Source organism: Aureibaculum flavum (genome assembly GCF_016406085.1).
Taxonomy (GTDB): Bacteria; Bacteroidota; Bacteroidia; order Flavobacteriales; family Flavobacteriaceae; genus Aureibaculum; species Aureibaculum flavum.
In genome coordinates this window covers 174,201-187,112 of sequence record NZ_JAEHFJ010000004.1, presented here as the reverse complement: position 1 = coordinate 187,112, position 12,912 = coordinate 174,201, and the positions used below count along the sequence as shown (strand labels likewise).

Here is a 12,912-nt window from a genome sequence, read left to right as displayed (position 1 = left end):
AAGACTATTCAATTTCAATTTGAGTGTTGCTTGCATTTATAACATCACCAATAACCAACTTATTCCTTACTCTAGTTTCCACAAGTCCATTTACCAACACTTCTTCATTTTGAATGATAATTTTTGCATGTCCACCAGTTTGTGCAATTCCAACAACCTGAAGTAGTTTGTTTAAAGTAATATAGGGCTGACCTTCTCTTAATTTAAAATTTTTCTTATTCATTATTACTGCTTGATTAGGAGTTAGTTAAATGACTTTTCTCCAGTGTTACTATAATTTTTTTAACGTTTTTTCGTTATTTCAACAAAGTTAACAGGTTTGGTTTGATTAAAAATTATATTACATATCTATTTTTTGCGTTTTCAATAATTATTGTTTCTGCACAGGAGCTTTCAAGTTTACCGTTGTTTAGCATGGATAACCTTGACTATCAAGGTGCCTTCAGAGTAGATGCTGGAACCTATGGAGCATCCAATATGAATTTTGCTCAAGGTCCCTTTGCCTATAATTCTGTAAATAATTCAATTTTTATTGTGGGTCATAGTCATCATCAAGCGATTGCAGAGTTTAAAATACCCAATTTAGTAAATACTACTGTAATTGCTGACTTAAATATCGTGAAAGAACCTATGCAAGTCTTTACCCAATTCCTCAATGAAACTCCAGATGGTAACCCTGAAGGTATGAATAGGATAGGAGGACTGTTTCCGATACTAAATAATGGCAAACAAAAATTAATAGTTAATGCTTACGAATACTACGATGCTCCGGGCGACAATACGGTTTCAACGCTACTTATTGATAATGCGAATAATTTAGAGGATAGTACCCTAAAGGGCTATTTAAAATTTGAAGGAGGATCAGGCCATACTTCTGGTTGGATTTCACCCATTCCAGAAAATTTAAAAAGTGTGTTCGGTGGAACGCATATTACAGGACAGTCGAGTGGAATTCCTATAATTTCAAGAACAAGTGTTGGACCATCAGCATTTGTTTTCAATATAGATAACTTGCTTAACACCGCAAATACCATCAACACAACCAAATTATTAGATTTTAGTCTGACAAATCCACTTCATTCAGATCTTTCAAATGCAAGCTTGGCTAATGATATATGGACACATCTTTCAAGAGCCATTTATGGGTTTATTGTCCCAGGAACAAGGACTTATGTAACTATAGGGAAAAGCGGCGGTCACCAAACAGGTGTTTGCTATAAATGTACACAATCGAATGGTAATCTTTGTGGCGGCTATTGCACCCCTGATTCAAACGATAATTATAATTACTATTGGTTGTGGGATTTAAATGATTTGTTAGAAGTTAAAAATGGGGAACGATTGCCCTATGATGTTCAACCTTATGATTACGGTAAGTTTAATACGCCATTTCAGAGTTCTGCTAACAGCATTAATGGTGGTAGTTTTGACCCCAACACAGGAAATTTATATCTATCTATTGAAAATGCGGATAACGAACAAGGAAGGTATGCCAATCCGCCAATAATTGTAGTGTATCAAACAGGAGCTTTACTTGATATTTCCATGAATACTGCAGAAAACATTCAAATCTATCCAAATCCCACCTTCGGTAATATTAAAATTGACGCACCAGAGTCAATGTATACTTTTAATGTAGTAAACACAATTGGTGCAACTATATATTCTTCTAAGAAAAAAGGGGAAAGTTTTAATATAGACTTAAGTTCTTTTGCTAACGGAATGTATTTTCTTGTAATAGAAAATTTAGACACCCATTTGATTTCTGTCGAGAAAATATTAAAAAAGTAATCTGATTATTTTAAAAACCTATAATTAACCTTTTACCAGGTTTTAGAATAGTTGTTCTTCTAATTTTATTTGCTTTACACAACGCTGAAATTGAAGTGCCATATTTATTTGCTATTCTTGAAAGTGAATCACCCCTTCTAATTCTATGGGTTTTAACTTCAACAACTTTCTGATTTGTTGCTTCTTTAAATGAAGTGGCCACTTGGATATCACTTTGTCGTTTAGAACTATGAAGGTGTGGACTGGTCCATTTATTAGTCACCCATACTTTGTCATTTCTAATTTTATTGCTTTTACCAAAATCAAATAAATACTCAGGGTTAATAAAATTGCCCTTAAAAATAGTTTCTAAATGTAAATGGCTCCCTCTTGCATTTCCTGTAACACCTCCATTACCTATAACTTGCCCTTTTAAAACTAAATCATTTTCTTTCACTATTTGATTGGATAAATGTGCATAAAGCAACTCTAAACCATTCGAGTGTCTAACGATTATACATTTGCCATACCCTCTATTATAACCAACATATCGTACTTTACCGCTTAATATAGCTCTTAAGCTATCACCAGTTACTAAATCAATATCAATACCTTTATGAGGTCGTCTATTTCGCCAGCCATAACGTGAAGTAACCACTTTATCTATTAATACTGGAGATGCAAATGTACTGTCCTTAAAATCAATTTCAAACGGGACATTTTTAATAGGAATAGGGTAAGGTTTTAACTTGTCATTATCCCAATACTCATTTATTAATGGATTTACACTTGAATAATCAACCATTAGATTGAATTCTTCTTTTGATAAAAAGTCAAGATGTGTATTAATTTTTTCTTCTAAACCATGAATATACATAGGATCTATGGCTCTATCTTGACCATATATAGTAGACATTGATATTAGAAAGAGAATGGAGGAGAAAAATATCTTCATAAAGGTGTAACTCAATTTTAATTTCTCATTTATTTTATATCAAGAAATAATAACAATTAAATAGTTCTTAAAATTTTAATAGGAACAAAAGTAAACTTTTTAATTAAATGTTTCTATTTATAGAACTCTCGTTTCAATATTAACAATATTAATTATCACATTTTCAAATATTTACGACTCATATTTAACTTATATTTAACGGGTTTTGAACCATTTTAGTTGCTTGTTAAAAACCAATAAAAAATATACAAATTGTACCATTTTACATATCTTTACAATGAATTATCAAACTTTTTTATATGAAACCATTCTACAATTTGTTATTATTGACAGTTTTGATTACCGCTTGTGAAAATGACAAAAAAAACACCATAAATACGATGAACGCAACAGATAATCCACTAATGGTAGAGAGTACTTTACCCTATCATGCTCCTGATTTTGAAAAAATTAAAAATAGTGATTTTAAGCCCGCATTCTTAAAGGGGATTTCAGAGCAAAAAGAAGCTGTAGAAAAAATAGCTAATTTAGATAATGATCCAACTTTTGACAATACCGTTTTGGCGTTAGAAAAAAGTGGTATTTTATTAGAAAGAGTCTCAAATGTATTTTATGGACTGTCTGGAGCTCACACTAATGATAGTATAAAAGCGATACAAGAAGAAATTGCTCCTAAACTTTCCGAATTAGGAGATGCTATTTATTTGAATGATAAATTATTTAACCGAATTAAAATCATTTACAATAAACGAGACAGTTTAGATTTAGATTCAGAAGCTATAAAACTCATAGAAAATTACTTCGAAGATTTTGAAATTGCTGGGGCCAATTTATCAGCAGAAAAAAAAGAAACTTTAAAAGAATACAATACACAACTGGCAACACTTACTACTAAGTTTAACCAAACACTATTAGAAGCTAATAATGCAGGAGCCTTATTATTTACAGATAAAGAAGCTCTTGCTGGGCTTTCTGAATCACAATTAAAAGCATTAGAAAATAAAGAGAAAAATGGTTGGGTAATCTCTTTACAAAACACAACACAACAACCTTTATTGCAATCGTTGACCAACCGTGAAACAAGAGAAAAACTTTTTAAGTCTTCTTGGAATAGAGCAGACGGTTCTAAGCATGACACTAAAGAAATAATAATAAAAATTGCAGATCTAAGAGCTAAAAAAGCAGGGGTATTAGGTTTTGATAATTATGCAGAATGGAGTTTGCAAAAAACAATGGCAAAAAAAGCGATAAATGTATTTGATATGTTTAAAGGACTTATACCTGCAGCTACAAAAAAAGCACAGTTAGAATCTGAAGAAATACAAAAAATGATTACTAGTAAAGGTGGTGATTTTACATTAGAACCATGGGACTGGAACTATTATGCAGAAATGGTGCGAAAAGCAAAATACGATTTAGACGAAGATCAAATTAAACCTTATTTTGAATTGAAAACTGTTTTAGAAAAAGGAGTGTTTTATGCCGCTGAAAAATTATATGGTATTGCTTTTAAATCTAGAACAGATATTCCTGTTTATCATAAGGATGTACTGGTGTATGAAGTTTTTGAACAAAACGGTGATAAGTTAGGCTTATTTTATGGAGATTTTTTCGCCCGCTCTAGTAAAAGAGGAGGAGCATGGATGAGCAATTTCGTAACCCAATCTAAACTATACAATAAGAAACCTGTAATTTATAATGTGTGCAATTTCTCTAAACCGGCAGCAGGTGAGGCTGCATTAATAACGTTTGATGATGTATCTACCATGTTTCATGAGTTTGGTCATGCGTTACATGGATTTTTCGCAGATCAACAATACCCATCATTATCTGGTACTGCTGTAGCGAGAGATTTTGTTGAATTCCCATCGCAATTCAATGAAAACTGGGCGTTATATCCTGATGTTTTAAAGAATTATGCTATCCACAATAAAACAAAAGAACAAATTCCTCAAGTATTAATTGATAAAATTAAAAAATCAGGAACCTTTAATCAAGGATACAGTTTAACTGAAAACTTAGCAGCGTCTAATTTAGATATGCAATGGCATACTATCGCTGCTGATAGAAAGATTACAGATGCCAATACTTTTGAAAAGGAAGCATTACACAATACAAAATTAGATGTTGTACACGCTGTGCCACCTCGTTATAGATCTACTTATTTTTCACATGTCTTCGGAAGTGGCTATGCAGCAGGATATTATTCTTATCTGTGGACCGAAATGTTAGATCATGATGCTTATAATTGGTTTAAAAACAATGGTGGACTTACACGTGAAAACGGTCAACGTTTCAGAGACATGGTACTTTCTCGAGGGAATACATTAAATCTTGAAAAGATGTATAAAGACTGGAGAGGTAGTGATCCTAAAATTGAACCAATGTTAAAAGCTAGAGGGTTGAAATAATGTTCACTTATTTTGTTTGACCTAAAACTTGTTATATCTATATATTGTAGATATTATTCGGCATATTTTTTGTGGTAAAAAAAGGAAACTATAATTACGGAAAAATGAAAAATCATCCTATTTATCTAATTTTAGTAATGGCATTTTTTAGTAGTTGTGCAAGTACTAAAGTTTTAGATACCAGTAAAATAAAAGAATTAGTAACACATCAAATGTTTACTATTGAATCAGATATAGCTCAGCCTATGGCTACGATAGGTTTATCTAAATTACAAAATTCAGGTATATTAGGTGTGGGAAATTCATCGAGTAATATTAGCCTTATCGGTAACAGTAATTTTTTAACTATTAAAGGAGACTCAATTTCTTCATATTTACCTTATTACGGTGAACGGCAGTCAAATGTTGGCTATGGTTCAAACAATGGTGGTATTGAATTTGAAGGCTTGATTAAAAGTTACGATTCAGAATGGAACGCCAAAAAGCAATATTACACAATAAGCTTTAAAGCGAAAAGCAATAATGAGTGGTTTGATGTTAGAATGAATTTATATCCTAACCTTAAAAGTTATGTTACACTTAATAGTGCATCGCGAACGGGTATAACATATATTGGTAACGTGAGTACTATACTAAAGGAGGAATAACATTCTCATATTGAATAATCTTAAAATTTAAGAATCTTCTACCGTTACTTTATTTGTATTTCGTCTATAACTTCTATTAATAAAAAACTGAAATACAAAAATGAGCACAAATATATAGCGTGCTACATTTGGTAATACAAAAGCCAAAATAGCGGCTAACATCCATACACTAAGGGCGTTTAAACCGGTTAATGTGTGCCATCTAATCGCCAATGGCGTCAATTCAGGGTTGTTTTTTTCCTTTTTAATGATATATCTGATCATCATATAATTTAAAAGTCCAATTGCTGAAAGATTGAAACAATAAAAGACGAACGGAATTACATAACCGAAACCACTCACATAAAATCCTGTAGAAAAGGGCATTAAAACGATAAAAAGTAATAGGAAAATATTAATCCATAATAATTTATTATCAACGGTTGATACTAATCGCATAGAGCGTAAATGTGCTACCCAATACAAGGCTGTTACAAGAAAACTTACGACTAAACCAATAAAATTAGGGATTCTATTCGTCAATATATCCCATGAATTATAAGTAGCAATGGCTTTACTTGAGGGAATTGCAACTTCTAATACTAGCAAGGTCATTGCTATAGAATATACCGCATCACTAAAACTAATAATCCGGTTTTTATCATAGGTTTGATTCATTTTCTTTAAATTTTAATTTCTTTAAAACGAAAATTACTACAATTTAAACAAATATGTCCTAAATGTTCTCGAATATATTTTCACAGCTTATCACTATTGATTGTCAATATATATTTGCGGTATTCAATACATAAAAAAAACATTTATAAAAAACCAACAAAATGAAGAATTTATTAAAAATTACAAGTATTTGCTTAGTGTTTACTTTATTCTCTTGTGGAGGATCAGATGCTCCTCAAATGAATACAAAAGACGGATTAGAAAAAATTAAGACCATTGCCAATGAAAAATTTGGAAGTGATATGGAAGTTTATTCCATGACCATTTATTCACAAGAAGATTTAAATTCTAGTTTAGGTTTAGTAACCATAAAATATATAAAAGATGGAAAACGCTTTTCTAGAATGTATTCTGAAAAAACAGAACACACTGAAGCTAAACTTCAAGATGAAAAAGCAGATTCTGATTCTTTTCAAAAGAAAATGTTTTTAGACAAGGCACAAGGTAAAATGAAAATTGGTGATATTGATACTGATAAAATAATTGCTAATATTGATAAAGCACTTACTATAATGGGAGACGATGTTGACACACATCAATTGAGGAAATATACATTAAACGTTGACCCAAAAACAAATGCGATAACATGTGATTTTGAATTGCATGTAACGCAAAAAGGTGAAGGTACATCAATTGAAGGTCGTAACATTGTTACCAATTTTTATGAAGCCAACTTTGAAGCAGACGCTGAAGGTAATGTTGTAATGACAGACTAAAATTGTGAAAATTGCTATGAAAAAAAGCCCCTAACGTATAGGGGCTTTTCATATTGTAAAATCTAATATTTTTATCATAAAAAATTGTATATGAACAGGTTATTAACATTTATTATTGTAATTTTAAGTACTTTGTTATTGAATTGTCAAAATAAAGAAAAGGAGAACCAATTACTCCCCATTAGTGTCAATGGTAATTTTGGTTTTATCAATTATTCTGGTGAGATGGTTATAGAACCTATCTATGATGATTTTGAAGGCTATTCAAACGGTATTATTGGTGTCGGGTTTAAAGGTAAAGATGGTTTTATTAATGAAAAAGGAGAAGAGATTACTGGATTTATATATGATCGTGTTCGTTATTATAACGATGGCTTAGCAAGTGTACGCCTAAACCGAAAGTACGGATTTGTTAATTTCGAAGGAAAGGTCGTAATTCCAATTAAATATGATTTCGTTTTTCATTTCAGTAATGGCATGGCTGCTTTTAGCAATATAGGCCAGTCCAGAATTTATGGATATCTAAATACAAAAGGAGATGTAATTGTAGAGCCTATTTTTACTGTAGCTAACTCATTTTATGAAGGATTTGCTGCTGTAAAGGTGGATGATAAATATGGTTTTATAAACAAGAAAGGAGAATATATTACAGAGCTTATCTATGACAAAGTGGGTGATTTTTTCCAAGGCTATGCATCAGTGAGTAAAGATGGTAAATGGGGATATATTAACACAAAAGGAGAGGAAATAATACCTTTAACATATTATGAAGTTGGACCATTTTTTAATGGTTATGCAGTCGTTAATGCCAGTTATTTTAAAAACGGAATTATAGATACTTTAAATAATATAATCGTTCCACTAGATTTTGAAGAATTAGAAAATTTTCAAGAAAATTTAGCTTTAGCAACGTATTATAATAAGAAAAAAGGATTTGTAGACAAAAACGGAAAATGGATTATTTCTCCTTTATATGATTATGCTCTAGGTTTCAATGAAGGGTTAGCGGCTGTTGGTATTAGAGAGGGCAAAGAAGGAGAAGGTGGAGACGTTCATTGGGGATATATTAATAAAAAAGGCGAACAGGTAATTGCATCAAAATTTGATGTTGCTCAACCCTTTATTGACGGTATTGCGGTTGTGGCTATAAAAACTGGTAAATATGATTACACATATGGCTATATAGATACAAAAGGTAATTATATTATAGAACCACGCTTTTTTAACGCCACTCCATTTTTTGAAGGTGTAGCGTCTGTGTTTGATAAAAATGCCAATCCCCAAAAAAACTATATCGATAAAAAAGGAAAATTACTTTATTCGGCAGATAAAAAGTAATTTCAAACAATAATTTTGTAACATTTAATTTTTATTAACTTTGAAATCTAACCAACTTTTTATTAAGCCATGCAAAATAGATTTCATTTCATATTTTTATTTTTATTAATTCTACCGCTATCACTTACAGCACAAGATTTTAAATCTTTAGAATATCGCACTGTGGGTCCCGAAAGAGGAGGACGTGTTACAACGGTAACAGGAAATACACATTTCCCAGGTACCTTTTACTTAGGAGCATCTGGTGGTGGTGTATGGAAAACGGAAGATTATGGTACATCATGGAATAATATTTCAGATGGTTTTTTTAATACGCCATCAATTGGAGCTATAGAAGTTGCTTCAAATGACCCCAATATAATATATGTGGGTACCGGTTCTGATGGGTTGCGAAGTAATGTAATTCCTGGTAAAGGAGTCTACAAATCAATCGATGCAGGAAAAAATTGGGAACACATCGGTCTAAAAGAAACAGGGCAGATAGGTGCTGTAGAAATAGATCCTACAGATAACAATACCGTTTGGGTAGCAGCTATCGGAAATGCTTTTGGGGCAAATACCGAACGTGGTATTTATAAAACAACCAATGGTGGTAAAGATTGGGATAAGGTATTGTTTATATCAGATAAAGTTGGTTTTTCTGATTTAGAATTACTTCCAGGAAATCCGAATATTATTTATGCTGCTGCATGGAAAGCAGAACGGAAACCTTGGACTATTATTTCTGGAGGTAAAGCCGATGAAGGTGGAATATACAAATCTATAAATGGAGGTAAAGACTGGGTTAAGTTGGACGATGGATTGCCAAAAGACTTAATTGGTAAAATTGATTTGGCAGTATCACCCGTAGACTCAAGTATATTATACGCTATTATTGAAGCTCCTGGAAAGGAGGGAGGTTTGTACAAATCAATAAATCAAGGAAAATCATTTACACATATTTCCGATAATAAAGGTTTGGTAAATCGTCCGTTTTATTATATAAATGTTGAGTTAGATCCTACAAATCCAGATATCGTTTATTCAAATGCAAACCCATTATTAAAGTCAATTGATGGTGGTAAATCATGGGAACGAATGAGCGTTCCTCATGGTGATAATCATGATATTTGGATAAATCCTAACGATCCAAATTTACTAATACAATGTAATGATGGTGGAGCAAATGTTTCTCATAATGGAGGAAAAACATGGTCAACACAATTTAATCAACCTACAGCAGAATTGTATCAAGTAGAAGTAGATGATCAATATCCATATTGGTTATATGCGGGTATGCAAGATAATTCATCTACTATTGCGGTACCTAGTTTTCCGCCAAGTGGTATTCAAAATCCGGGTACGGGTTGGATAATAAATACAGGTGGTTGTGAAACGGGTCCTGGTGTGCCTAAACCAGGAAATCATAATATCGTATATGCCAATTGTAAAGGACGCTTTAGTGTATTTGATAAACGCACAGGTACTGAAAAAAGTTACTATGTGGGAGCTTCCAATATTTATGGTCATAATCCCAAAGATTTAAAATATAGGTTTCAACGCGTAGCTCCAATTCATGTTTCGCCACACAACCCAGATGTCGTTTATCACGGATCTCAATATCTGCATAAATCGAGTAATGACGGATTAAATTGGGAAACAATTTCTCCTGATTTAACCGCTTTTGAAGCGGATAAACAAGTGATTTCAGGAAGTCCGATTACTAGAGACATTACAGGTGAAGAATATTACAGCACATTATATTCTATTCGTGAATCGAAGGTAAAAGAAGGCCTAATTTGGACAGGTTCTAATGATGGTATAATTTCTGTTACTCAGGATGGCGGCAAAACATGGAAAAATGTTACACCTAAAAAAATGCCAAAAGGTGGACGCGTAGAATCTATTGAGCCTTCTCAATTTAATCCTGCGAAAGCATATATAGCTGTTGATAGACATTTATTAGGTGATGCAAAACCCTATTTGTATAAAACGGATAATTATGGAATAAGTTGGGAATTACTATCTACTGAAACAAACGGTATACCTACTGATTATACAACTCGTGTTTTAAGAGAGGACCCAGTTCGTGAAGATTTGTTGTATACAGGAACAGAATTTGGAATTTTCGTTTCCTTTAATGATGGTAAAACATGGGATAAATTTCAGCAGAATTTACCCGTTACCCCAATTACGGACATCAAGATATTTAGAGGTGATTTAATTTTAAGTACCATGGGGCGTGGCTTTTGGATTTTAGATAATATTACCCCGTTAAGAGAACAAACTATAACTTCATTAACGGATAAACCACACCTATTTAAACCTGATAACACCATACGTTATCGTTATCCTAAAGTAAGCAGCAGAGCTTTTCCTAATTATCCTAGAACGAGCGTAATTATTGATTATTTTATCCCGAAAGGAAATAAAGAAAGTGTCCAATTAGAGATATTTAATGATAAAAATGAATCAGTAGTTGCTATTGTGAGTGATAAAAAACAACTAAAATCAGAGGTAGAAGTTATAGAAAATATGAACTTAAGTAAAACGTTTAGATATGTAGATACCAAATTAGAAGATAAACCAGGTTTAAATCGTTTTCATTGGGATCTTTCATCAAAGGGACCTTGGACAAAAAACGAAAAGAGAAGATATAAAAATGGTCCAATGGTAGCTCCTGGGACATATATGGTGAAACTAATGGTGGGAACGAAATCATTTACACAGCCCTTTGACATTGTAATGGATCCAAGAGTTGAAGCAGCGGGTTTATCTAAAAATGATATTCAAACACAAATTAAAATGCAAAATAAAATAATTGACTTGTTATCTGAAGCAAATCAATTACAATCTAATTTAGAAAAAGAAGTTATCGCTGCGAAAGGAGAAAAATTAGATAAACTAAAGTCCATTTTAAAACAACTAAAGAATGATGAGGGTGCTTACCCTCAACAAATGTTAGTCTCTCAAATTTCATATGTGTTATACATGATAAGTGGTGCTGACCAATTACCTGGGCAAGAAGCTACAAATAGATACGAGGAGTTAAATAAACAATTTAATACACTTAAAACAGAAGCGGGTCACTAATGAATGATAATAATAACCATCGTAGAAAATTCATAAAAATATTTTCAACTGCAATGGCTGGCTTTGCAGTCGTTCCTGCTTTTGCCGCCACTAACTTAAAAAAAGGTAATAATAATAATAATAATAATGACATTTCTCTTGTAAATGATAGTTCAGAAGACTTTTGGGAAAAGGTGAAACAAGAATTTATTTTTGCTGATGGACTTAAATATTTCAATAATGCGTCCTTGGGGTCTTCACCCGTTTTGGTACAACGAGCCACAAGAAATTTTAGAGAAACCTTAGATAGCTTTCCCTCTAAATATATGTGGGGCGGTTGGGACGAAGAAAAAGAAAAAACGCGGAAAGCCGTGGCTGACTTTTTTTCAGTATCTAATGAGGAAATTGCCCTGATACATAATACCACAGAAGGCATGAATCTTATTGCCCGAAGTATGGACTTAAAAAAAGGAGATGAGGTTATTCTTATTGATCATGAACATACGAGTGGTACCATACCTTGGGAAGTATGGCAAGAAACAAAAGGTGTGAAATTAGTAAGACCTAAAGTGCCCCTTCTTCCAAAAAATAAAGAAGAACTCATTGCTATTTATAAAAAAGCAATTACGTCAAAAACTAAGATGATTTCAATGTGTCATATGGTTAACACGAATGGTATGATTTTACCAGTAAAAGAAGTTTCTGAAATGGCTCATAAAAAGGGCATTCTAGTAGCTGTTGATGGGGCTCAAGCAGCAGGTATGTTTCGTATTGATTTACATGATTTAGGTTGTGATTTTTATACTGTAAGTTCTCATAAATGGTTATTCTCACCAAAAGGCGTTGGTATTTTTTATTCAAAAAAAGAGAGTCAACAGTATCTAAAACCTTTAATGGTCTGTAAAGGTTATCAAGATAAAACGATTAGAAGGCTAGAGAATTATAATACACGTAATTTACCTGAAGTCTTAGGTTTGGGAGCGAGTATTAATTTTCTGAATACAATTGGTTTAGAAAAAATTCATAACAGGACTTATGAGTTAAAAGAATACTTTAGAAACAAAGTAGAAGGGAATCCGAATTTAAAACTAAAAACCCCTGCTGACGATAACCTTTCCGCTGCCATTCAAGTAGTAGAAGTTATTGGTAAACCTGTTTCTCGTGTAAAAACGAGATTAATTGACCAATATGGTATTGATTGCCGTCCTATGAGCTCCTTTGGTTTAAATGCGGTACGTCTCTCTTTTGCTATTTACATCACCAAAAAAGATATTGATTATTTGGTCAGTGCTTTGGAAAGTTTTTAG

The 12,912-nt window shown here is 32.4% G+C and carries 10 protein-coding genes; 7 read left to right on the top strand and 3 right to left on the bottom strand.

Features of this window, described 5'->3' with window-relative positions:
- Window positions 1–4 precede the first annotated feature (4 nt).
- A complete protein-coding gene (locus JBL43_RS09625; protein ID WP_198841240.1) occupies window positions 5–223 on the bottom strand; it encodes an RNA-binding S4 domain-containing protein in 219 nt (72 codons plus the stop codon).
- Window positions 224–414: 191 nt separating this feature from the next.
- Between JBL43_RS09625 and JBL43_RS09620 the strand changes: the two genes are divergently transcribed.
- Window positions 415–1,791, top strand: coding sequence for a T9SS type A sorting domain-containing protein (locus JBL43_RS09620; RefSeq protein ID WP_198841239.1), 1,377 nt, complete (start codon window positions 415–417; stop codon window positions 1,789–1,791).
- 10 nt (window positions 1,792–1,801) lie between these two features.
- Here JBL43_RS09620 and JBL43_RS09615 read toward each other — a convergent pair whose 3' ends face one another.
- Window positions 1,802–2,686 carry a M23 family metallopeptidase gene (locus JBL43_RS09615; RefSeq protein WP_198841238.1) on the bottom strand — a complete coding sequence of 295 codons (885 nt, stop codon included), beginning with the start codon at window positions 2,684–2,686 and terminating at the stop codon, window positions 1,802–1,804.
- Window positions 2,687–3,024: 338 nt separating this feature from the next.
- On the opposite strand from JBL43_RS09615, the gene JBL43_RS09610 reads away from it, so the two are divergent.
- Together JBL43_RS09610 and JBL43_RS09605 are read left to right on the top strand one after the other, a co-directional pair.
- Complete coding sequence (locus JBL43_RS09610) at window positions 3,025–5,136, top strand: M3 family metallopeptidase (RefSeq protein WP_198841237.1); 2,112 nt, start codon at window positions 3,025–3,027, stop codon at window positions 5,134–5,136.
- Between the two features lie 104 nt (window positions 5,137–5,240).
- Window positions 5,241–5,783, top strand: a complete 543-nt coding sequence (locus JBL43_RS09605; RefSeq protein WP_198841236.1) for a DUF4251 domain-containing protein — start codon at window positions 5,241–5,243, stop codon at window positions 5,781–5,783.
- Window positions 5,784–5,810: 27 nt separating this feature from the next.
- On the opposite strand, the gene JBL43_RS09600 is transcribed toward JBL43_RS09605, so the two are convergent.
- Window positions 5,811–6,440, bottom strand: coding sequence for a TMEM175 family protein (locus JBL43_RS09600; RefSeq protein ID WP_198841235.1), 630 nt, complete (start codon window positions 6,438–6,440; stop codon window positions 5,811–5,813).
- 161 nt (window positions 6,441–6,601) lie between these two features.
- On the opposite strand from JBL43_RS09600, the gene JBL43_RS09595 reads away from it, so the two are divergent.
- From JBL43_RS09595 to JBL43_RS09580, 4 genes are all read left to right on the top strand, one after another.
- Window positions 6,602–7,216, top strand: a complete 615-nt coding sequence (locus tag JBL43_RS09595) for a hypothetical protein (RefSeq protein WP_198841234.1) — start codon at window positions 6,602–6,604, stop codon at window positions 7,214–7,216.
- A gap of 90 nt (window positions 7,217–7,306) precedes the next feature.
- Window positions 7,307–8,554, top strand: a complete 1,248-nt coding sequence (locus tag JBL43_RS09590) for a WG repeat-containing protein (protein ID WP_198841233.1) — start codon at window positions 7,307–7,309, stop codon at window positions 8,552–8,554.
- Window positions 8,555–8,623: 69 nt separating this feature from the next.
- On the top strand, window positions 8,624–11,626 hold the full coding sequence (locus JBL43_RS09585; RefSeq protein WP_198841232.1) for a WD40/YVTN/BNR-like repeat-containing protein: 3,003 nt from the start codon (window positions 8,624–8,626) through the stop codon (window positions 11,624–11,626).
- Complete coding sequence (locus JBL43_RS09580; RefSeq protein ID WP_198841231.1) at window positions 11,626–12,912, top strand: aminotransferase class V-fold PLP-dependent enzyme; 1,287 nt, start codon at window positions 11,626–11,628, stop codon at window positions 12,910–12,912. The genes JBL43_RS09585 and JBL43_RS09580 overlap by 1 nt, the downstream gene beginning before the upstream one ends.

What these genes read in the sequence shown, in the direction of transcription:
- JBL43_RS09620 (WP_198841239.1), top strand. Translation starts at nt 415, where the DNA reads ATGGATAACCTTGACTATCAAGGTGCCTTCAGAGTAGATGCTGGAACC.
- JBL43_RS09605 (WP_198841236.1), top strand. Translation starts at nt 5,241, where the DNA reads ATGAAAAATCATCCTATTTATCTAATTTTAGTAATGGCATTTTTTAGT.
- JBL43_RS09580 (WP_198841231.1), top strand. Translation starts at nt 11,626, where the DNA reads ATGAATGATAATAATAACCATCGTAGAAAATTCATAAAAATATTTTCA.
- JBL43_RS09595 (WP_198841234.1), top strand. Translation starts at nt 6,602, where the DNA reads ATGAAGAATTTATTAAAAATTACAAGTATTTGCTTAGTGTTTACTTTA.
- JBL43_RS09585 (WP_198841232.1), top strand. Translation starts at nt 8,624, where the DNA reads ATGCAAAATAGATTTCATTTCATATTTTTATTTTTATTAATTCTACCG.
- JBL43_RS09600 (WP_198841235.1), bottom strand. Translation starts at nt 6,440, where the DNA reads ATGAATCAAACCTATGATAAAAACCGGATTATTAGTTTTAGTGATGCG.
- JBL43_RS09625 (WP_198841240.1), bottom strand. Translation starts at nt 223, where the DNA reads ATGAATAAGAAAAATTTTAAATTAAGAGAAGGTCAGCCCTATATTACT.
- JBL43_RS09590 (WP_198841233.1), top strand. Translation starts at nt 7,307, where the DNA reads ATGAACAGGTTATTAACATTTATTATTGTAATTTTAAGTACTTTGTTA.
- JBL43_RS09610 (WP_198841237.1), top strand. Translation starts at nt 3,025, where the DNA reads ATGAAACCATTCTACAATTTGTTATTATTGACAGTTTTGATTACCGCT.
- JBL43_RS09615 (WP_198841238.1), bottom strand. Translation starts at nt 2,686, where the DNA reads ATGTCTACTATATATGGTCAAGATAGAGCCATAGATCCTATGTATATT.